The sequence below is a fragment of the Rathayibacter sp. RFBD1 genome (assembly GCF_002932915.1).
Taxonomy (GTDB): Bacteria; Actinomycetota; Actinomycetes; order Actinomycetales; family Microbacteriaceae; genus Rathayibacter.
In genome coordinates this window covers 1-19208 of record NZ_PSWQ01000012.1, presented here as the reverse complement: position 1 = coordinate 19208, position 19208 = coordinate 1, and the positions used below count along the sequence as shown (strand labels likewise).

Here is a 19208-nt window from a genome sequence, read left to right as displayed (position 1 = left end):
GCCGACGAAAGGACGACGATGTCGAACGACCGAGCCCTGCGCGTCGCGATGGTGGGGACCGCCTTCATGGGCCGCACCCACTCGCACGCCTGGCGCACCGCCTCCCGCTTCTTCCCCCTCCCCCTCCGCCCCGAGCTCGCCGTGCTCGTGGGGAGCAACCCCGACTCGACCGCGGAGCGCGCCGAGCGGCTGGGCTGGAGCGAGGCCTCCACCGACTGGCGGGCCGTCATCGCCCGCGACGACATCGACCTCGTCGACATCTGCACCCCGGGCGACACCCACGCCGAGATCGCCATCGCGGCCCTCGAGGCCGGCAAGCACGTGCTGTGCGAGAAGCCCCTGGCCAACTCCGTCGAGGAGGCGGAGCGGATGGTCGCCGCGGCCGCCGCCTCCGGGAAGGTGGCGATGTGCGGCTTCAGCTACCGCCGCACCCCGGCCCTCGCCCTCGCCAAGCGCTTCATCGAGGAGGGCCGCCTCGGCGACATCCGCCACGTGCGCGCCCAGTACCTGCAGGACTGGCTGTCCGACTCCGAGGCGCCGCTGACCTGGCGCCTGCAGAAGGAGCGCGCGGGCTCGGGCGCCCTCGGCGACATCGGCGCGCACAGCATCGACACCGCCCAGTGGCTGACCGGCCGCGGCATCACCTCGGTCTCGGCGACGCTGCGCACCTTCACCACCGAGCGCCCCGTGCTCAGCGAGCAGGTCGGCCTCGGCGGCCGCGCCGGCGCCGACGCCCCGCGCGGCGCCGTGACCGTCGACGACGCCGCGGCCTTCACCGCCTCCTTCGAGGGCGGCGCCCTGGGCGTCTTCGAGGCGACCCGCGTCGCGACCGGCCGCCGCAACGCCAACCGGATCGAGGTGAACGGCGAGCTCGGCTCGATCGCGTTCGACTTCGAGCGGATGAACGAGCTCGAGTACTACGACGCCCGCGACCCCGAGGAGGCGCAGGGCTTCCGGCGCATCCAGGTCACCGAGCCGGCGCACCCGTACATGGCGGCCTGGTGGCCGACCGGGCACGGCATCGGCTACGAGCACCTCTTCACCCACCAGGTCGTCGACCTCGTCGAGGCGATCGCCGGCGGCACCGCCGTCACGCCCACGTTCGCCGACGCCCTCGACGTGCAGCGCGTCCTCGACGCGGTGGCCACCAGCGCCGGCGCGTCGTCCGTCTCCACGCCGGTCGCCCGCTGACCCGCCCGTCCCCTCCCCGCGAGATGCCGCTCCGGTACGCCTCCCCTGCGTGTCGCGTACCCGAGCGGCCTCTCGCGAAGGGGGACGGAGGGCTGGTGCGGGACGCGTTCGGCGCGGTGCGCCGATCCTGCGCCATAATGCGCCTATGAGCAAGAAGATTGACGCCGCGCATCGCGCGCTGGTAGACGCCCTCGACAAGCACGCCCGACTCGTCTCGGACAAGGAGTCGAAGCCGCGGAAGGTCGAACGGGCGGGAGCCGAGCTCCGCGCCGCGACGAAGGCGTACGCCGCGCTCGTGTCCGCGCGCACCGGCGCCGCGAGCCCCTTCGCCGACCTGGCCGACCCCCGCCTGGACAAGCCGACCATCGCGTCGCTCCGGGCCGAGCGCGACGCGATCGCGAAGCGGATCGCCAAGCACGAGGCGTCGGCGGGCGAGGACGGCGCGCTCGCGAGCTGAGCGGCCGCCACGGCGCGCTCAGGCGGTGAGCGCGCGCCTCCGCTGCCTCCGAGTCGCCGTGTTACGCGCGGGTTCCGCGCGGGTCCGACCGCTTTCGTAAGGTGATCCCCGGGATCCGCGCAGTCGCGGCGCCGAGCGACCGGAGGCCGGTCGCAGCGCCGGCGGTGACCAGCACCGCTCGGTCGGCGCCGAGTGCCCGGATCCTCTCCACGGAAGGATCCCCACAGCCATGACCCTGCGCACCCGACTCCTCGCGACCTCCGCGATCGCCGCCTCCGCCGCCCTCCTCCTCGCCGGCTGCTCCGGCGCGGGCGGCGGCGACGACACCGTCCGCATCGGCGTGGTCGGCGCGAGCGACCCCTACTGGGCCACCTACGAGAAGGCCGCCGCCGCCGCCGGGATCGACGTCGAGATCGTCGACTTCAGCGACTACAACCAGCCCAACCCCGCCCTCACCGAGGGCGAGATCGACCTCAACCAGTTCCAGCACATCGCCTACCTGGCGCAGTACAACACCTCGGCCGACGCCGACCTCGTGCCGATCGGCGCGACCGCGATCTACCCGCTCGGCCTCTACTCCTCGCAGTACGACGACGTCGCGGACATCCCCGCCGGTTCCACCGTCGCGATCCCCAACGACGAGACCAATCAGGCGCGCGCGCTGCTGGTGCTGCAGTCGGCCGGGCTCGTCGAGCTGAAGGACGGCGGCGGAGTGCTCTCGAACGTCGACGACGTCGAGTCCTCCTCGAAGGTGGAGGTCACCGCGCTCGAGGCCTCCCTCACCCCGACGTCGCTCCCGGACGTGGCCGCCGCGATCATCAACAACGACTTCATCGAGAACGCGGGCCTCAAGGCCTCGGACGCGATCGCCCAGGACGACCCGAGCGACCCCGCCTCCCTGCTCTACACGAACATCTTCGCCGCCCGGGCCGACGACGCCGAGAACGAGACCTACACGAAGCTCGTCTCGATCTACCAGGACAGCCAGGACGTGCTCGACGGCGTCTCGGAGCAGTCCGGCGGCACCGCGGTCTTCCTGAAGACCCCCGCCTCCGAGCTGGAGACCTCGCTCGAGTCCGCCGAGACCGACATCTCCGCCGCCTCCTGACTCCGGCACCCGCGGCACCGCGCCGGTCGGGTCCTCCGCTCGCGGAGCTCCCCACCGGCGCGGTCCCGCGCCTCCCCCGCAACAGAAAGGGCGCCCCGTGCCGCTCATCCGCATGACCGACGTGCGCAAGGTGTACCCCGGCGCAGGGCGCGGCGCCGCCCCGACCGCGGCCGTCGACGGCGTGAGCCTCGAGATCGAGGCGGGCGACGTCTACGGCGTGATCGGCTACTCCGGCGCCGGCAAGAGCACGCTCGCGCGCCTCGTCAACGCCCTCGAGCCCGCGACCAGCGGCAGCATCGAGATCGACGGCCGCGAGACCGTGGGCCTGCCCGAGCGCGAGCTGCGCCGGCTGCGCCTGGGGATCGGGATGATCTTCCAGCAGTTCAACCTGTTCGGCTCGAAGACCGTGGGGCAGAACGTCGCCTACCCGCTGCAGGTCGCGGGCGTCCCGCGGGCGGAGCAGCGCGCCCGCGTCGACGAGATGCTCCGCTTCGTCGGCCTGAGCGACAAGGCGCGCAGCCACCCCGAGCAGCTCTCGGGCGGGCAGAAGCAGCGCGTCGGCATCGCCCGCGCCCTCGCCGCCTCCCCGCGCATCCTGCTGGCCGACGAGGCCACCAGCGCGCTCGACCCGGACACCACCGGCGAGGTGCTCGCCCTCCTCCGCCGCATCAACGAGGAGCTGGGCGTCACCATCGTCGTGATCACCCACGAGATGGACGTGGTCCAGCAGCTCGCGACGAAGGTCGCGGTGATGGAGTCGGGCCGCATCGTGGAGCGCGGGCCCGTCTTCGACGTGTTCTCGGCCCCGCGCGAGTCGGTCACCCGCCGCTTCGTCTCCACGGTCGTCCGCTCGGTGCCCTCGCCCGCGGAGGCGGCCGTGCTGCGCGCGCGCCACCGCGGCCGGCTGGTCACGCTCTCGTTCTCGGACGACTCCGCCTCCCAGGGCGACGTCTTCGCCGAGGTCGCGGCCGCCGGCGTGCCGCTCGAGCTCGTCTACGGCGGCATCACCGACGTCCGCGGGCGGGCCTTCGGCCACCTCACGGTCGCCCTCGACGCGCCGGACGGCGTCGTCGACCCCCTCCTCGCCCGCCTCGGCGAACGCGTCGCCCTCACGGAGGTGCCCCGATGAACGAGCTGATCCCGCTCCTGCCCAAGCTCGTCCAGGCGACCGGCGAGACGCTCTACATCGTCGCGCTGAGCCTCCTCTTCGGCGGGCTCGGCGGACTGCTGATCGGACTGGGCCTCGCGCTCACCCGCGGCGGCGCCCTCTACGCGAACCGGGTGGTCCACGGACTGCTCAACGTGATCGTGAACGTGTTCCGGCCGATCCCGTTCATCATCTTCATCGCCGCGGCCCAGCCGCTGGCCCGGCTGGTGGTCGGCTCCGGCATCGGCACGGACGCCATCGTCTTCACCCTCTCGCTCGGCGCCGCCTTCGGCATCGGGCGGATCGTGGAGCAGAACCTGCTGACCGTGCAGCCCGGCGTGATCGAGGCGGCGCGGTCGGTCGGAGCGAGCCGGTTCCGGATCGTCCGCACGGTGCTGCTGCCGGAGGCGCTCGGTCCGCTGATCCTCGGCTACACGTTCGTGTTCGTCGCCGTGATCGACATGTCGGCGGTCGCCGGCTACATCGGCGCCGGCGGGCTCGGCAACTTCGCGATCCAGTACGGCTACCGGCAGTTCGAGCCGGTCGTCACCTGGGCCGCGGTGCTCGTGATCATCGTGATCGTGCAACTGGTGCAGCTGCTCGGCAACGTGCTGGCCCGGCGCGTCCTGCGCCGCTGAGGCCGCCCCCGCACGAAAGCGGGACCCCACTCCGGTACGCGACACGCGAGGGTCGCTGTACCGGAGTGGCGTCTCGTGGAGGCCCGTCCGCCGGGGCGGGAGGCGTCAGTAGCGCGGCTTGCGCTCCGGGCGCTCGCTCGAGCGGCTCGGGCCGCTGGGGCGTGCGCCGCGGTCGGCGCCGGCGCGGCTCGGACGGCGGTCCGGCTTCAGCTCGATCAGCTGGCCGCTGATGCGGGTGTCGGCGAGGCGGTCGAGCACGTCCTGGGGCAGGTCGGCCGGCAGCTCCACGATCGAGAAGTCCGGGCGGATGTCGATGTGCCCGAAGTCGCCGCGGTTGAGGCCGCCCTCGTTCGCGAGCGCGCCCACGATCTGGCGGGGCTCGACGCGCTGGCGGCGGCCGACCTCGATCCGGTACGAGGCGAGGTTGCTGTTCGCCGGGCGCTGACGGCGCTCGGGACGCTCGCCCCGGTCGCCGCCGCGGTCGAAGCGGTCGCCGCGCTCGGGGCGGTCGCCGCGGTCGGGCCGGGAGTCGCGGTCCTCGCGCTCGCGACGGGCGAAGCGGGGGTCGTCGGGCGAGAGCAGCAGCGGCTCCTCGCCCTGCGCGACGATGGCCAGCGCGGCGGCGACGTCCGACTCGACCACGTCGTGGTGCTCGACGTAGTGGCCGATGATGTCGCGGAAGCGCTGCAGGCGCTCGGTGTCGGCGAGCGCCGCGGTGATCGCGTCGTCGAAGCGCGAGAGGCGGGTGACGTTGACGTCCTCGACGCTCGGCATCCGCATCTCGGTCAGCGGCTGGCGGGTGGCCTTCTCGATGGCGGCGAGGAGGCGGCGCTCGCGCGGCGTGACGAAGCTGATCGCCGCTCCGCTGCGCCCCGCGCGACCGGTGCGGCCGATGCGGTGGACGTACGACTCGGTGTCGATCGGGATGTCGTAGTTGACGACGTGGCTGATGCGCTCGACGTCGAGGCCGCGGGCGGCGACGTCGGTCGCGACGAGGATGTCGAGCTTGCCGGACTTCAGCTGCTCGACGGTGCGCTCGCGCTGGGCCTGGGCCACGTCTCCGCTGATCGCCGCCGCGGTGTAGCCGCGGGCGCGCAGCTTCTCGGCCAGCGTCTCCGTCTCGCTCTTCGTGCGGACGAACACGATCATGCCCTCGAAGTTCTCGACCTCGAGGATGCGGGTGAGCGCGTCGACCTTCTGCGGGTACGACACCATCAGGTAGCGCTGGGTGGTGTTGACGGAGGTCGTGGTCTTGTTCTTGACCGTGATCTCCTCCGGCTCCTTCAGGTACTTGCCGGAGATGCGGCGGATCTGCGCGGGCATCGTCGCCGAGAACAGCGCGATCTGCTTCTCGACGGGGGTGTCGGCGAGGATCGTCTCGACGTCCTCCGCGAAGCCCATCTTGAGCATCTCGTCGGCCTCGTCGAGAACCAGGAACTTCAGCTGCGAGAGGTCGAGGGTGCCCTTCTCGAGGTGGTCCATGATGCGGCCGGGCGTGCCGACGACGACGTGGACGCCGCGGCGGAGCGCGGAGAGCTGGGTGCCGTATCCCTGGCCGCCGTAGACGGGGAGGACGTGGACGCCGCGGAGGCCGGACGCGTAGCGCTCGAACGCCTCGCACACCTGCAGCGCGAGCTCGCGGGTCGGGGCCAGCACGAGGGCCTGCGGCGTCTTCTGCGAGACGTCGAGGCGCGAGAGGATCGGCAGCGCGAACGCCGCGGTCTTGCCGGTGCCGGTCTGGGCGACGCCGAGGACGTCGCGGCCGGAGAGGAGGGACGGGATCGTCGCGGCCTGGATGGCCGAGGGCGTCTCGTAGCCGACCTCCTTGAGGGCCTTGAGGACCGGGTCGGAGAGACCGAGGTCGGAGAAGGTGCTCTCGGAAGCGGTGTCGGCTTCGGGGGCGGAATCGGGGGTATCGGTGGACGCCATGGTGCAACGGTAGTGCTCCGGCGGCACCGCCGTCCGAGGGAACCCCGAACGCTCGGGCGATCCCGACCCTCCGGAGGCGCCTCGAGCGCCCGTCACGGGGTGAAGTCGAGCAGCACCTTGCTCGAGCGCGAGGCGTCGCGGGCGAGCTCGAAGGCCTCGAGCGCGCGCTCCAGCGGCAGCACCTGCGTGACCACCGGCGCCACCGCGAGGCTCCCGTCGGCGAGCGCCGCCAGCACCTCGTCGATCTCGTCGACGAAGCGGAAGGAGCCGATCAGGCGCAGCTCCCGGGTGATCGCGAGCGAGATCAGGGCCGGCTGCTCGCCCGAGGGGAGGAGTCCCACCATCACGACGGTGCCGCCGCGGGCGGCGCCCCGGACGGCCGAGGCGAGGCCGCGCGGGCTGCCCGAGGACTCGAAGACGACGTCGGCCGCGACCTCGGCGATCGCGTCGGCGTCGGTCGCGCGGATCGTCCGGGTCGCGCCGACCGCCCGGGCGATCGCGAGGGGCTCCTCGGCCAGGTCGACGGCGACGATCTCGGCCGCCCCCGCCCGCTTCAGCACGGCGACGATCAGCGCTCCGATCGGGCCGCTGCCGATCACCAGCGCGCGCCGTCCCGCCACCTCCCCCGCGCGCGAGACCGCGTGCCAGGCGACGCTCGCCGGCTCCGCGAGCGCCGCCTCCCGGAGCCCGAGGCCGGCGGGCAGCTCGCGGAGCATGCGCACCGGCAGCACCACGTGGCGGGCGAACGCGCCCTGGGTGTGCGGCATCCGCGCGGCGCTGCCCAGATAGGTGCCCTCGGTCGCGAGGTTGGGGCGCCCGTCGGGCCACTCGCCGCGCGCGGTCGCGGGGTGCACGGCGACGGCCGCGCCGACCGGGGGTCCTGAGCCGTCCGCCGCTGCCTCGACGACCGTGCCGACCACCTCGTGGCCGAGCGTCAGCGGCTCGCGGAGGATCGACTCGCCCGCGGCGCCGTGCGTCCAGTAGTGCAGATCGGAGCCGCAGATCCCGCCGTACGCGACGGCGACGAGGGCCTCGCCGGAGCCGCGCGGCGCGAGCGGCGCCTCCTCGACGCGGAGGTCGCCGGCGGCGTGGACGACGACGCGGGTGGTGGAGTCGGGGACGAGCGCGGTCATGCGGGTTCCGTTCGGTGGGTCGAGGGGTGGCTCAGACGACGACGGTCATGCCGCCGTCGATGAAGACGACCTGCCCGTTGACGTAGTCCGAGCCGTCGGAGGCGAGCCAGACGGCGGGGCCGATCAGGTCCTCGACGCGGCCCCAGCGCGCGGCGGGCGTGCGCCCGAGGATCCAGGCGTTGAACGCCTCGTCGTCGACGAGGCCCTGCGTCATCTCGGTGTGGATGTACCCCGGAGCGATCGCGTTGACCTGGATGCCGCGCTGCGCCCACTCCGCCGTCATCGCGCGGGTGAGGTTGCGGATCCCGCCCTTCGAGGCGGTGTAGGGCGCGATCGTCGGCCGCGCGAGATCGGCCTGCACCGAGGCGACGTTGACGATCTTCCCGGCGCCGCGCGGGATCATCCGCTTCGCCGCCGCCCGGCCGACCACGAAGGCGCTGGTGAGGTTCGTGCGCAGCACCCGCTCCCAGTCGGCGACCTCGAGCTCGAGCAGGGGCACGCGGTGCTGGACGCCGGCGTTGTTGACCAGGATGCGCAACGGACCCACCGCCTCCTCGATCCAGGCGACGCCCGCCTCGGCGGCCGCGTCGTCGGTGACGTCGAAGGCGCGGGCGTGGATCCGCGGGCGGTCGTCGGTGCCGGGGAACCGCTCCGCGAGCTCGGCGCGGGCGGCCTCGAGGCGCTCGGGGTCGAGGCCGTTCAGGACGACGGTGGCGCCCGCCTCGGCGAGGCCGGTGGCGACGGCGCGGCCGATGCCGCGGCTGGATCCGGTGACGAGCGCCACGCGGTCGGTCAGGTCGAAGAGCACGGTTCCTCCAGAGGGTCGGAGCGGGTGTCAGGGCTGCGGAGGCGCCGCGCGCGGAGGGCCCGCGACGGTGCGGCTCGCGAGCGCGCCGATCCCGTCGAGGGCGATCAGGACCTCCTGGCCGGGCCCGACCTCGACGGCCGTGCCGGGCGAGCCGGTGAGGACGACGTCACCCGGGTGGAGCGTGAGGTGGGAGGTGAGGTGCACCAGGATCTCGGCGGCGCGCCAGCCGAGGCGGTCGGTCGAGGAGACGGCCCGCACCTCCCCGTCGACGCTCACCGTGATGCCGACCGCGTCGACGTCGACTCCGGTCTCGATCCACGGTCCGAGCGGCGTCCAGCCGTCGCCGTTCTTGCCCTGGAGGAAGAGGCCGTCGGCGGCGATCATTCCGGGAGCGGTGACGTCGTTCGCGACCGTCGCTCCGAGCACGTGCGCGAGCGCGTCCTCGGGCGTGAGGTGCCGCGCGGTGCGGCCGATGACCAGGGCGAGCTCGCCCTCGACGACCACCGGGCCGATGCCCTCGTCGAGGACGATCGGATCGCCGGGCCCGGCCAGCGTGTGCGCGGTCTTGTGGAAGGCCTGCGGCGGCAGCAGCCGGTCGGCCGCGGAGCCGTTGTGCGCCATGCCGAGGATGACGCGGGGCTCCACCGGGGCCAGCAGGTGCGCGCCCTCGACGGGCCAGCGGCGGCCCGTCTCGACCGGCTCCGCGGCGAAGGCGTCCGCGATCTCGCGCCACTCCCCCGCGACCTGGAGGACGACAGCCGGTCCGTCCTCGGCCCGGATCCGCGCGAGGCGCATCAGCGGACGCCCCTCGGCTCGACGCCGCTCGTGCTGGTTCTGCTGGTCGCCACGGTGCCTCGCTCACTCCGGCCCGCAGAGGCGGGATGGGCCGAGCGTAACAGCCCAGTGAACGGCATTCAACAGAATGGACGGCGAGGCGTCAGGCGGGTGCTCCGGCGACGAGGGGCGGGCGGCCGAGCGCCGCGGCGGCCTCGCGGAGGGCCGCGACGACCTCCTCCTGATCGTCGCCGACCGGCCGGACCAGCGAGACGCCGACCGCGACCGAGAGATCGGAGCGGGTGGCGGCCGGGACCGCGACGGCGACGCCCAGGACGCTGGGGTGCAGCTCGCCGTCGTCGATCGCGTAGCCGCGCACGCGCGCCGCGGCGACCTTGCGGAGCAGCTCGCGGGTCGAGGACGTGGACCGGTCGGTGAAGACGACGATGTCGCGGTCGTCGGCGAAGCGCTCGGCGATCTCGCTGTCGTCGAGCTCGGCCAGGAGCGCCGTTCCGACGGCCGTGGCGGAGGCGGGGTACCGGTCGCCGACGCTCGCGGAGAGCGCGAACCGCTCCCGCCCCTCGTGCACCGCCAGGTAGAGGACCCGCGTGCCGTCGAGCAGCGCGATCTGCACCAGCTGACGCGAAAGCACCGGCGACTCCTCGCAGAGCCGGTAGAACTCGCGCACCGGGTCGAAGCCGGCGAGGTAGTGGCTGCCGAGCTCGACGGTGCGCCGGCCGAGGAGGAAGCCGGAGCCGACACGGCGGATCAGCCGGCCCTCCTCGAGCGCGGCGCAGAGGTTCGAGGTCGACGACTTGGCGATCCCGAGCTCGCGGGCGATGTCCGTCAGCGTGCGCGGGCCGCCCGCGTCGGCGAGGAGATCGAGGATCCGCATGGCGCGCGACACGGCCGGGGCGCCCGAGCCCCTGTCGGAGTCGACCGTCGTCGGGGGCGCATCGGGGCGGGCCATGGCGTCCTCTTCCGGGGGCGGGATCAGTAGAACTCCACCGTATCGACTCGGTTGATCAGGGGCTCCCCGTCGAGGAAGCGGGTGGCGTTGCGCGCGAAGAGCTCGGCGATCAGGCGGTCCTCCGCGACGTTCAGCGCCGCGGTGTGGGGGCTGATCAGGACGCTCGGGTGGCTCCAGAGCGGGCTGCTCTGCTCGAGCGGCTCCTCCGCCACCACGTCGAGCGCGGCGAAGCCGACGCGGCCGTCGTCGAGGGCGGCGAGCAGCGCCTCCTCGTCGACGACCGTCCCTCGGCCGACGCTGACGAACGAGGCGCCGGGGCGCAGTGCGGCGAAGAACTCTGAGCCGACCAGCTTCTCGGTGGCGGCGGTGCCGGGGAGCGTGACGACGACCCCGTCGATCCGGCCCGCCACCTCCGCGATCGCGTCGGGAGCGACGATCTCGTCGACGTGCTCCACCTCGGTCTCGTGGCGGCTCGTGCCGATCACGCGGGCGCCGAGCTGCTGGAGCTTGCGGGCCGTCGCGCGCCCGATCGTGCCGAGCCCCACGATCAGGACCGTCTGCTCCGAGATCAGCCCCATCGTCCACCGGCCGCCCCAGACGCGCTCGCGCTGGAGGGACTGGAGGCGCGGGAGGGACTTGGCACCGGCCAGGAGTCCGAAGACCCCGAACTCGGCGAGCGGCTCGGAATGGACTCCCGCCGAGGTGGAGAACGCGATGCGCTCGAGCTGCGCGTCGTCGAGCCCCGCGGCCCGCACCTGCGCGCCTCCGCCCGCGGGCATCGTCTGCACCCAGCGGAGGCGCGGATTCGCGGCCGCCGTGCGCGCGAGGGCGGCGGGGGTCTCGTCCGGCACGCCGTAGAGCACGTCGGCGGAGTCGACGAGCTCGTCGAAGGCGCGCTGCTGCTCCGGGGTGCGCTGGAAGGAGGGGTCTCCGCCGTGGTCGCCGGGGTGGCGCATCGGAGGGAGGAGGCTCTGGTCGGCGACGACGTCGAGGCGCGGCTCGAGCTCGACGATGCGGGCGATCAACTCGGGGCTGAGCGGCGAGGCGATGACGACGCGGAGGCGATCGGTCACGGGTGTCCCTTCGCGGGACGGTGCGGGAGGCTCTCCCCCGGATCGGCCCGCGCCCACCCTACTTCACTCCTGTGAACCGTGTTCGATATGCTGGGCGCATGCCGGACACCACGACCGCCGCCCTCCCGCCCGCGCGCACCGGCTTCGTCGGGCTCGGGAGCATGGGCGCCCCGATGGCCCGGCGCCTCGTCGCCGCTGGCGTCCCGCTCGGGATCACCGCGCGCCCCGGCTCCGCCGACCGCGCCCGCCGCGCCGTCCCCGGGGCGCAGTGGCACGACTCCGCCCGCTCGCTCGCCGCCGCCTCGGACGTGCTGATCGTGATGGTGCCGGACCTGCCGCAGCTCGAGGAGGTGCTCGAGGGAGAAGAGGGAGTGCTCGCCGCGGGGTCGGACCTCGTGCTCGTCGTCTGCTCCAGCGTGTCCGCCACCGGCCTGCGCGAGCTGGCGGGACGCCACCCGCGGCTCCGCCTCGTCGACGCCCCCGTCAGCGGCGGCACCGAGGGCGCCGAGGCGGGGACCCTCTCGATCATGGTCGGCGGGGCGGAGGAGGACGTCGCCCGGGTGCTGCCCGTGCTGTCCGCCTGCGGAACCGCCGTCCGCCTCGGGCCGCTCGGCGCCGGCGAGGTGGCGAAGGCCTGCAACCAGCTCGTCGTCGCCGCGACCATGACCGCGATCGCGGAGGCCGCCGTCATCGCCGAGCGCTCCGGCCTCGACCTCGACACGCTGCTCGCCCTGCTGCAGGGCGGCTACGCGGGCAGCCGCGTGCTCGAGACCAAGCGCGCCGCCCTGGTCGCCCGCGACTACACGCCGACCGGCGTCGCCTCCTTCATGGACAAGGACCTGCGGGCCGCGGCCGACGAGGCGGAGGCGACGGGCACCTCCGCTCCGCTGCTCGGCACGCTCCGCACCGTGTTCCGCGACCTGGTCGACGCCGGCCTCGGCGACGAGGACCTCGCGGTGGTGCACCGCTTCGTCGCCGAGCGCTGAGGCGGCGAGCGTTCGCGCGGAGGCCGGGCGGAGACGTCCCGCTGCGCGCCGAGACGCCGGCGAGGGGGCGGTGTCTCGGCGGAGAGGCGCCCGCGCGAGAGCAGCCTCCGCGCGTCGGCGCAAGGGCCCCCGCTCCGGGCGTCCCCGACCTAGCGTCGGAGGATCGGCATCATCGAGCGAAGGAGCACGACATGGCATCAGGAGTCGCAACGGTCTGGGTCCCCGTCACGGACATGGAGCGGGCGGTCGCGTTCTACCGCGACACGCTCGGCCTCGAGGTCAAGGACACCTCGGACGACTGGTCGGAGCTGGACGCCGGCGGGCTGATGATCGGCCTGAACGCCCGCGAGTCGGCTACGGTCGCGGAGCAGGGCGGGGCGGTCATCTCGTTCCAGCCCGAGGGCTCGATCGAGGACGAGCTGGAGCGCCTCACGGCGCGGGGCGCGTCGATCGAGGGCGAGATCAGCGACCACGAGTGGGGCCGCATCCTCCCCTTCAAGGACTCGGAGGGCAACGACCTCCAGTTCTACTCGCCGCCGCAGGGCTGAGCGGAGGACCGCCGTCGAGGCGGTCGCGACGAGCGGCGGGCGGGCCGGAGCCGGAGGGCTGCGGTCCGCCCGCCGCTGTGCGTCGCGCGGGCGGTCGTTCCCCGCGCAGGTGCGTCGCCCGGCCGGTCCGGTCCTCGGATCGTCTCTCCGCCGTATGTGAAGCCCCACTTACAGCCCTTCTCCGCACCTGAGGTCCTAGGATCAGCTGTCCGCCGCATCTGCGGACTCCAGATCCGGAGGTCTCCGTGCGTCGTCGCCTGCTCCCCCTCGTTCCGGCCGCTGCCGCGCTCCTCCTGCTCGCGGGCTGCTCCGCTCCGTCGACCCCCGCCGGCGATGCGGCCCCCGGCGGCGCGACGTCCTCGGTCGGCGGCTCCCTCACGGTCTTCGCCGCCGCCTCGCTGAAGGGCGCGTTCACCGAGCTCGCCGCGGGGTTCGAGGCCGCCGAGCCCGGAGCGCAGGTCGAGCTCTCCTTCGCCGGCTCCTCCGACCTCGCGACGCAGATCGTCAACGGCGCCCCGGCCGACGTCTTCGCCTCCGCCGACGAGCGCACGATGTCCACCGTCGCCGAGGGCGGGCTCGTCGACGGGGACCCGGTCGACATCGCCACGAACACGCTCGAGATCGCCGTGCCCCCCGGCAACCCGGCGCAGGTCGCCTCGCTCGCCGACCTCGCCCGGCCCGGAACCGCCACCGTCGTCTGCGCGCCGCAGGTGCCGTGCGGAGCAGCCGCCGCCGCCGTCGAGCAGGCCGCCGGGGTCGACATCTCCCCCGTGAGCGAGGAGTCGTCGGTCACCGACGTGCTCGGCAAGGTGTCCTCGGGTGAAGCGGACGCCGGGCTCGTCTACGCGACCGACGTCCGCGGGGCCGCGGGCTCGGTCACCGGCATCCCCTTCGATGAGGCCTCGGAGGCGGTGAACACGTACCCGATCGCGGCGCTGACCGGAGCGGGCGACCCGGCCACGGCGGCGGCCTTCGTCGCGTACGTCGCCTCCGACGCCGGGCGCGCGGTGCTCGCGGCGGCCGGGTTCGGAGCGCCGTGAGAGGCGTCGCGGCGTCGGAGGAGGCCTGCAGGGCGGTCGGCAGGTCGGTCATAGGAGGGTCGTAGGACGGTCATCGAAGGCGCAGAGCCTCGGCCGCCAGGGTTGCTCGCGACGGACACCACGACCGACGAGGAGCACGACCATGACCCGCATCCCGGAGCCCCGCAGCACGCCCGACGGACCGGCCTATGAGGGCCGCCGCCTCGACCGCCCCGAGGAGGAGGTGGTCGACCAGGGCCTCCCGTTCGACGTGGGGACCCTCTTCTCGCGGCGCGGCGTGCTGACGCTGGTCGGCGCGGGGGCGGCGACCCTCGGGCTCGCGGCGTGCGCCACCGGAGGATCGGGATCCGCCTCCTCCGCCGCCGCGACCGCCACCGCGACTCCCACCGCGACCGCCACGGCCGGGGCCGGCACCGCGGTCGCCGGCGAGATCCCCGACGAGACGGCCGGCCCCTACCCGGGCGACGGCTCGAACGGGGTCGACGTCCTCGAGCGCTCCGGGATCGTCCGCAGCGACCTGCGGACCAGCATCGGCGGCGGCGCGACGGCCGACGGGGTCCCCCTGGCGCTCACTCTGACGATCCTCGACGCGGCGAGCGGGGGCGTGCCGTTCGCCGGAGCCGCCGTGTACGTCTGGCACTGCGACGCGCACGGGGACTACTCGATGTACTCCAGCGGCGTCGAGGACGAGACGTACCTCCGCGGCGTGCAGGTCGCCGACGCGTCGGGCGTCGTCTCCTTCGCCTCGATCGTCCCGGCCTGCTACTCCGGCCGATGGCCGCACATCCACTTCGAGGTGTACCCGGGAGTGGACTCGATCACCGACGCATCGAACGCGATCGCGACCTCGCAGGTCGCCCTGCATGAGGAGGCGTGCACCGCGGTCTACGCCCTCGAGGCGTACGCGGGCTCGGCCGCGAACCTCGCCCGGGTCGGCCTGGACTCGGACTCCGTCTTCGGCGACGACGGCGGAGCCCTGCAGCTCGCGGCGATGTCCGGCAGCCCGGCGTCCGGCTACTCCGCGGCACTCACGGCGAGCGTCGACACCCGCACCGCGCCGACCGCGGGCGCCGCGCCCCGCAGCCGCTGAACCCCGTCCTCCTCCGCGAGACGCCGCTCCGGTCCGCGACACGCCGACGGCGGCGTACCGGAGCGGCCTCTCGCGAGAGGGGAACGGGCGTCAGCGCAGGAGGCGGCGGGCGACGGCCACGGCGCCGAGGGCCGCGAGGGCCCAGGGACCGCCGACGAGCAGCGGGTCGAGGATCTGGTGGCGCACGTCGGACCGGCCACGGCGCGAGGCGATCGGGTGCGCGTGCGCCTCGGCCAGCACACCGGTCTCGGTGATCGGATCGTCCGGCCGTGTCGTGAGCAGCGAGCGGAGGTGCGCCCCGGTCGACTCCACCCGGTCGCCCAGCACGAGCAGCAGCCAGTGCGCGTGGCGCCCCTCGCTGAACCGGTCGTAGGCGTAGCGGCGGATCGCGCCCGAGAGGCCGTGGAGGGGCTGCGCCGTGCCGAAGACGGCGGGCAGCTCGAGGTGCTCGATGCTCTTCTCGCGACGGCCGTGCGTCCGCATCCTCTCCGGGCGCTCCCAGTGCGCGCCCGAGACGAGGTCGCTGCGCTCGCGGGGGAACGCGGGCCGGTCGGCGGGATCGAGGTCGGCGCCCCAGCCGGGGATGCGGGCGCGCAGCTCCTCGGCGGTCGGCACGCGGACGGGGCGGTCGGCGGTGTACGGCACGGGATCCTCCTACGGGACGACGACGGTCTTGATGCAGCCGTCGAGCTTGGACGAGAACAGGTGGTACCCCTCGGCGATGTGCTCGAGCGGGATGCGGTGCGTGATCAGGTCGCTGGGCGTGATGTGCCCGGCCCGGATGTGCTCGAACAGGCGCGGCCACTGGCGGGTGACGGGGGCCTGGTTCATCCGCAGCGTGAGGCCCTTGTTGACGGCGTCGCCGAACTTGACGGCGCTCGCGAGCGGACCGTAGGCGCCCATCACCGAGACGGTGCCGCCCTTGCGGACGCCGTCGATCGCCCAGTTGAGCGCGATCGGCGAGCCGCCCTGCAGCTTGAGCTTGGCGCCGGTGACGTGCTGGAGGAGGTTCCCGTCGGCCTCCGCGCCGACCGCGTCGATCACGACGTCGGCGCCGAGCCCGCCGGTGGTCTTCTTGAGGGTGACGATGAGGTCGTCCTCCTCGGTGTAGTCGATGGTCTCGGCGAAGGCGAAGTCGCGGGCCTTGGCGAGGCGGTAGTCGATCTGGTCGACGACGATGACGCGGCCGGCGCCCATCAGCCAGGCGGAGCGCGCGGCGGCCAGGCCGACCGGTCCGGCTCCGAGCACCACGACCGTGTCGCCCTCGACGATGTCGCCGAGCTGCGCGCCGAAGTAGCCGGTCGAGAAGGCGTCGGTGAGCATCAGGGCGTCCTCGTGCGGCAGCCACTCGGGGATCCTCGTCGGGCCCACGTCGGCGAACGGGACGCGCACGTACTCCGCCTGCCCGCCGTCGTAGCCGCCTGCCGAGTGCGAGTAGCCGTAGATGCCGCCGATCGCGGTGGCGTTCGGATTCACGTTGTGGCAGTTGGAGTAGAGGCCGCGGGAGCAGAACCAGCAGGAGCCGCAGTAGATGGTGAAGGGGACCATCACCGTGTCGCCGACGCTGAGGTTCTCCACCGACGAGCCGACCTCGTCGACCACGCCGATGAACTCGTGGCCGAAGGTGTGGCCGATCCGGGTGTCCGGGAGCAGCCCGTGGTAGAGGTGCAGATCGGATCCGCAGATCGCCGCCATCGTCACCCGGACGATCGCGTCGTTCGGGTGCTCGATCCTCGGCCGGTCCTTCTCCTCCACGCGGACCTTGTAGGGGCCCCGGTAGACCATCGCGCGCATGCCGCCTCCTGTGTCGTCGTCCCTTCAGCGTGCGTCGTGCTCCCGCCGGTCCTCCAGGGGGTTGCGCGCGCGGCCCGGGATCCCCAGCGCCCGTTCCTCCGCGTTCCTCTCCTCCCTCTCCACAAGATGCCGTGCGGGTACGCGGCGCGCCGGAGGAGGCGCACCGCGGCGGCGCCTCGTGGAGAGGAGAGGGACACGGCACAGGCTCAGCCGCGGACGTAGGATCGACTCCATGCCGCAGATACGGATCAGGGACGCCGCCGCCGCGCTCGGCGTGAGCGACGACACGCTGCGGCGCTGGATCGAGAACGGGACGCTCGAGAGCGCGAAGGACGCGTCCGGGAGACGCGTCGTCGACGGCCTCGAGGTCGCCCGGCTCGCCCGCGCGAACGCCGTGCTGCCGGAGGATCCGTCCCCGGTCGCGCGCTCGGCCCGCAACCGCTTCGTCGGGATCGTCACCGGCATCGTGATGGACACCGTGATGGCGCAGGTCGAGCTGCAGTGCGGTCCGCACCGCGTGGTCTCGCTGATGAGCAGCGAGGCGGTCCGCGAGCTCGGGCTCGAGCCCGGGTCTCCCGCGGTGGCGGTGGTCAAGGCGACCACGGTCATCGTCGAGACGCCGCTCGCCCGCGGCTGATGCGCACCGGGTCCGGCCTGCCGCGCTGGGTCGTGGCCGTCGCCGCGCTCGGCGCCCTGCTGGTGCTGCTCCCGCTCGCCGCGATCCTCGCCCGCGTCGACTGGCCGCAGTTCCTGCCGCTGATCACCTCCGACTCCTCCATCGCCGCGCTCCTGCTGAGCCTGCGCACCTCCGCCGTCGCGACCCTGCTGTGCCTGCTGCTCGGCACCCCGATGGCCCTCGTGCTCGCCCGCACGGCCTTCCCCGGCCAGCGCCTGCTCCGCTCGCTGGTGCTGCTGCCGCTGGTGCTGCCGCCGGTGGTCGGCGGGCTGGCGCTGCTCTTCACCTTCGGGCGGATGGGCCTCCTCGGCGGCGCGCTGGAGGCCCTCGGCGTCCGCATCGCGTTCTCGACCACCGCCGTCGTGATCGCGCAGACCTTCGTGGCCCTGCCGTTCCTGGTGCTGACGCTCGAGGGCGCGCTGCGCAGCGCCGGCGCGCGGTACGAGTCGGTCGCCGCGACGCTCGGCGCCTCCCCCGGTACGGTGCTCCGGCGGATCACGCTGCCGCTGATCCTGCCGGGCCTCGCCTCGGGCGCGATCCTCTCGTTCGCGCGGGCGCTGGGCGAGTTCGGGGCGACGCTGACCTTCGCCGGCAGCCTCGAGGGCACGACGCGCACCCTCCCGCTCGAGATCTACCTGCAGCGCGAGAGCGATCCGGACGCGGCGGTCGCCCTCGCGCTGGTGCTCGTGGTGGTCGCGGTGCTCGTGATCGGTCTCGCGCACGGCCGCTCCGCCCGGGGGGTGCCGCGGTGAGCCTGCTGCTGGAGGCGCGGCTCGCGGCGCGCGGGATCGACGTGCGGATCGACGTGGCCGAGGGCGAGACGATCGCGCTGCTCGGGCCCAACGGCGCGGGCAAGTCGACCGTGCTCGAGCTGATCGCCGGCCTGGTCCGCGCCGACTCCGGGCGGGCGACCGCCGGCGGCGCGCTGCTCTTCGACGACCGCCGCTGGACTCCTCCGCACCGCCGCCCCGTCGCCCTGCTGGCGCAGGACCCGCTGCTGTTCCCGCACCTCAGCGTGCGCGAGAACGCGGCGTTCGGTCCGCGCAGCGCCGGCGCCGGACGGGCGCGGTCCCTCGAGCGGGCCGAGCGCGAGCTTGCCGCCGCGGGCGTGGCCGACCTGGCCGACCGGCGCCCGGGGAGCCTCTCCGGCGGCCAGGCGCAGCGGGTCGCCCTCGCCCGGGCCCTCGCGACCGACCCGCGCCTCCTGCTGCTCGACGAGCCGCTGGCCGCGGTCGACGCCCGGACCGCCCCGGTCCTCCGCCGGATGCTCCGCGAGGTGCTCGCCGACCGCTCGGCGATCGTGGTCACCCACGACGTGCTCGACGCCTGGACCCTCGCCGACCGGGTTCTGGTGCTGCACGGCGGCCGCGTGGTCGAGGAGGGGCCGACCGCCCGGGTCCTCACGCGCCCGCGCACCGCGTTCACCGCCGAGCTCGCCGGGCTCGAGCTGCTCGAGGGCGTCCGCACCGCGACGGGTCTGCGCACCGCCGACGGTCACGAGCTGTCCGGAGTGGCGGCCGAGCCGGTCGCGGTCGGCGCCGCGGTGCTCGCCGCGGTCCGCCCCTCCGCCGTCTCCGTCGGAGAGGAAGGCCTCCGCGCCGTGATCACCGATGTGGAGCAGCGGGGAGACGCGGTGCGGGTGCGCAGCGCGCTCCTGACCGCCGACGTCCCGGCGGCCGACGCGGCGCGCCTCGACCTCGCGCCCGGACGCGAGGCAGGCTTCACCGTCGCTCCGGAGGACCTGCTGGTCTACCCGGCGTGAGGGGCGCGTCGGCGGAGGCGGCTCGCTGCCCGACGTGAGCCCCCTCCGCCGACGCGCCCCTCACGCCGGGTAGACCAGCAGGTC

General features: G+C 74.1%; 20 protein-coding genes. 12 read left to right on the top strand and 8 right to left on the bottom strand.

Annotated features, from left to right (window positions below; translation table 11 throughout):
• Positions 1 to 18 precede the first annotated feature (18 nt).
• The 5 genes from C5D50_RS05935 (at position 19) to C5D50_RS05915 (ending at position 4541) form a co-directional block, all read left to right on the top strand.
• A complete protein-coding gene (locus C5D50_RS05935; protein ID WP_104226598.1) occupies positions 19 to 1191 on the top strand; it encodes a Gfo/Idh/MocA family protein in 1173 nt (390 codons plus the stop codon).
• Positions 1192 to 1336: 145 nt separating this feature from the next.
• Complete coding sequence (locus C5D50_RS05930) at positions 1337 to 1648, top strand: hypothetical protein (RefSeq protein WP_104233529.1); 312 nt, start codon at positions 1337 to 1339, stop codon at positions 1646 to 1648.
• A 229-nt stretch (positions 1649 to 1877) separates the two neighbouring features.
• Positions 1878 to 2756 carry a MetQ/NlpA family ABC transporter substrate-binding protein gene (locus C5D50_RS05925; RefSeq protein WP_104249983.1) on the top strand — a complete coding sequence of 293 codons (879 nt, stop codon included), beginning with the start codon at positions 1878 to 1880 and terminating at the stop codon, positions 2754 to 2756.
• 97 nt (positions 2757 to 2853) lie between these two features.
• Positions 2854 to 3885, top strand: a complete 1032-nt coding sequence (locus tag C5D50_RS05920; protein ID WP_258069567.1) for a methionine ABC transporter ATP-binding protein — start codon at positions 2854 to 2856, stop codon at positions 3883 to 3885.
• Entirely contained in the window at positions 3882 to 4541 is a 660-nt protein-coding gene (locus C5D50_RS05915; RefSeq protein ID WP_104233527.1) for a methionine ABC transporter permease, read from the top strand. Before C5D50_RS05920 ends, C5D50_RS05915 begins: the two co-directional genes overlap by 4 nt.
• A 105-nt stretch (positions 4542 to 4646) precedes the next feature.
• Here the strand turns inward: C5D50_RS05915 and C5D50_RS05910 are convergent, their stop codons facing one another.
• The 6 genes from C5D50_RS05910 to C5D50_RS05885 form a co-directional block, all read right to left on the bottom strand.
• Positions 4647 to 6470 (bottom strand): DEAD/DEAH box helicase, encoded by a 1824-nt coding sequence (locus tag C5D50_RS05910; protein ID WP_104283038.1) that lies wholly within the window; start codon positions 6468 to 6470, stop codon positions 4647 to 4649.
• Between the two features lie 92 nt (positions 6471 to 6562).
• Positions 6563 to 7603, bottom strand: a complete 1041-nt coding sequence (locus tag C5D50_RS05905) for an L-idonate 5-dehydrogenase (RefSeq protein WP_104288954.1) — start codon at positions 7601 to 7603, stop codon at positions 6563 to 6565.
• A 31-nt stretch (positions 7604 to 7634) separates the two neighbouring features.
• Positions 7635 to 8411 (bottom strand): SDR family oxidoreductase, encoded by a 777-nt coding sequence (locus C5D50_RS05900; protein WP_104283037.1) that lies wholly within the window; start codon positions 8409 to 8411, stop codon positions 7635 to 7637.
• Positions 8412 to 8438: 27 nt separating this feature from the next.
• A complete protein-coding gene (locus tag C5D50_RS05895; protein WP_104283036.1) occupies positions 8439 to 9206 on the bottom strand; it encodes a fumarylacetoacetate hydrolase family protein in 768 nt (255 codons plus the stop codon).
• A 142-nt stretch (positions 9207 to 9348) separates the two neighbouring features.
• Complete coding sequence (locus C5D50_RS05890) at positions 9349 to 10155, bottom strand: IclR family transcriptional regulator (RefSeq protein ID WP_104233523.1); 807 nt, start codon at positions 10153 to 10155, stop codon at positions 9349 to 9351.
• Between the two features lie 23 nt (positions 10156 to 10178).
• Positions 10179 to 11228 carry a D-2-hydroxyacid dehydrogenase gene (locus C5D50_RS05885; RefSeq protein ID WP_258069566.1) on the bottom strand — a complete coding sequence of 350 codons (1050 nt, stop codon included), beginning with the start codon at positions 11226 to 11228 and terminating at the stop codon, positions 10179 to 10181.
• A 98-nt stretch (positions 11229 to 11326) separates the two neighbouring features.
• Between C5D50_RS05885 and C5D50_RS05880 the strand changes: the two genes are divergently transcribed.
• The 4 genes from C5D50_RS05880 (at position 11327) to C5D50_RS05865 (ending at position 14892) form a co-directional block, all read left to right on the top strand.
• On the top strand, positions 11327 to 12214 hold the full coding sequence (locus C5D50_RS05880) for an NAD(P)-dependent oxidoreductase (RefSeq protein ID WP_104283034.1): 888 nt from the start codon (positions 11327 to 11329) through the stop codon (positions 12212 to 12214).
• Between the two features lie 191 nt (positions 12215 to 12405).
• Entirely contained in the window at positions 12406 to 12762 is a 357-nt protein-coding gene (locus tag C5D50_RS05875; RefSeq protein ID WP_104233520.1) for a VOC family protein, read from the top strand.
• 245 nt (positions 12763 to 13007) lie between these two features.
• The gene (gene modA, locus C5D50_RS05870; protein ID WP_104283033.1) at positions 13008 to 13802 is read left to right on the top strand and encodes a molybdate ABC transporter substrate-binding protein; all 795 of its coding nucleotides are present in this window, start codon (positions 13008 to 13010) and stop codon (positions 13800 to 13802) included.
• 142 nt (positions 13803 to 13944) lie between these two features.
• Positions 13945 to 14892, top strand: a complete 948-nt coding sequence (locus C5D50_RS05865; protein ID WP_104283032.1) for an intradiol ring-cleavage dioxygenase — start codon at positions 13945 to 13947, stop codon at positions 14890 to 14892.
• 90 nt (positions 14893 to 14982) lie between these two features.
• Here C5D50_RS05865 and C5D50_RS05860 read toward each other — a convergent pair whose 3' ends face one another.
• Together C5D50_RS05860 and C5D50_RS05855 are read right to left on the bottom strand one after the other, a co-directional pair.
• Positions 14983 to 15537 carry a hypothetical protein gene (locus tag C5D50_RS05860; protein ID WP_104283031.1) on the bottom strand — a complete coding sequence of 185 codons (555 nt, stop codon included), beginning with the start codon at positions 15535 to 15537 and terminating at the stop codon, positions 14983 to 14985.
• Positions 15538 to 15546: 9 nt separating this feature from the next.
• Positions 15547 to 16686, bottom strand: a complete 1140-nt coding sequence (locus C5D50_RS05855) for a zinc-dependent alcohol dehydrogenase (protein WP_104283030.1) — start codon at positions 16684 to 16686, stop codon at positions 15547 to 15549.
• 232 nt (positions 16687 to 16918) lie between these two features.
• On the opposite strand from C5D50_RS05855, the gene C5D50_RS05850 reads away from it, so the two are divergent.
• The 3 genes from C5D50_RS05850 to C5D50_RS05840 are packed head-to-tail and all read left to right on the top strand — an operon-like array spanning position 16919 to position 19124.
• Positions 16919 to 17323, top strand: coding sequence for a molybdopterin-binding protein (locus tag C5D50_RS05850; RefSeq protein WP_104222447.1), 405 nt, complete (start codon positions 16919 to 16921; stop codon positions 17321 to 17323).
• Positions 17323 to 18114 carry an ABC transporter permease gene (locus C5D50_RS05845; RefSeq protein WP_104283028.1) on the top strand — a complete coding sequence of 264 codons (792 nt, stop codon included), beginning with the start codon at positions 17323 to 17325 and terminating at the stop codon, positions 18112 to 18114. Before C5D50_RS05850 ends, C5D50_RS05845 begins: the two co-directional genes overlap by 1 nt.
• Entirely contained in the window at positions 18111 to 19124 is a 1014-nt protein-coding gene (locus C5D50_RS05840) for a sulfate/molybdate ABC transporter ATP-binding protein (RefSeq protein WP_104283027.1), read from the top strand. The genes C5D50_RS05845 and C5D50_RS05840 overlap by 4 nt, the downstream gene beginning before the upstream one ends.
• The last annotated feature ends 84 nt before the right edge of the window (positions 19125 to 19208 follow it).

Coding starts and splice junctions, on each gene's coding strand:
- C5D50_RS05855 (WP_104283030.1), bottom strand. CDS start 16,686: ATGCGCGCGATGGTCTACCGGGGCCCCTACAAGGTCCGCGTGGAGGAG.
- C5D50_RS05930 (WP_104233529.1), top strand. CDS start 1,337: ATGAGCAAGAAGATTGACGCCGCGCATCGCGCGCTGGTAGACGCCCTC.
- C5D50_RS05850 (WP_104222447.1), top strand. CDS start 16,919: ATGCCGCAGATACGGATCAGGGACGCCGCCGCCGCGCTCGGCGTGAGC.
- C5D50_RS05905 (WP_104288954.1), bottom strand. CDS start 7,603: ATGACCGCGCTCGTCCCCGACTCCACCACCCGCGTCGTCGTCCACGCC.
- C5D50_RS05895 (WP_104283036.1), bottom strand. CDS start 9,206: ATGCGCCTCGCGCGGATCCGGGCCGAGGACGGACCGGCTGTCGTCCTC.
- C5D50_RS05925 (WP_104249983.1), top strand. CDS start 1,878: ATGACCCTGCGCACCCGACTCCTCGCGACCTCCGCGATCGCCGCCTCC.
- C5D50_RS05890 (WP_104233523.1), bottom strand. CDS start 10,155: ATGGCCCGCCCCGATGCGCCCCCGACGACGGTCGACTCCGACAGGGGC.
- C5D50_RS05935 (WP_104226598.1), top strand. CDS start 19: ATGTCGAACGACCGAGCCCTGCGCGTCGCGATGGTGGGGACCGCCTTC.
- C5D50_RS05880 (WP_104283034.1), top strand. CDS start 11,327: ATGCCGGACACCACGACCGCCGCCCTCCCGCCCGCGCGCACCGGCTTC.
- C5D50_RS05865 (WP_104283032.1), top strand. CDS start 13,945: ATGACCCGCATCCCGGAGCCCCGCAGCACGCCCGACGGACCGGCCTAT.
- C5D50_RS05910 (WP_104283038.1), bottom strand. CDS start 6,470: ATGGCGTCCACCGATACCCCCGATTCCGCCCCCGAAGCCGACACCGCT.
- C5D50_RS05875 (WP_104233520.1), top strand. CDS start 12,406: ATGGCATCAGGAGTCGCAACGGTCTGGGTCCCCGTCACGGACATGGAG.
- C5D50_RS05845 (WP_104283028.1), top strand. CDS start 17,323: ATGCGCACCGGGTCCGGCCTGCCGCGCTGGGTCGTGGCCGTCGCCGCG.
- C5D50_RS05915 (WP_104233527.1), top strand. CDS start 3,882: ATGAACGAGCTGATCCCGCTCCTGCCCAAGCTCGTCCAGGCGACCGGC.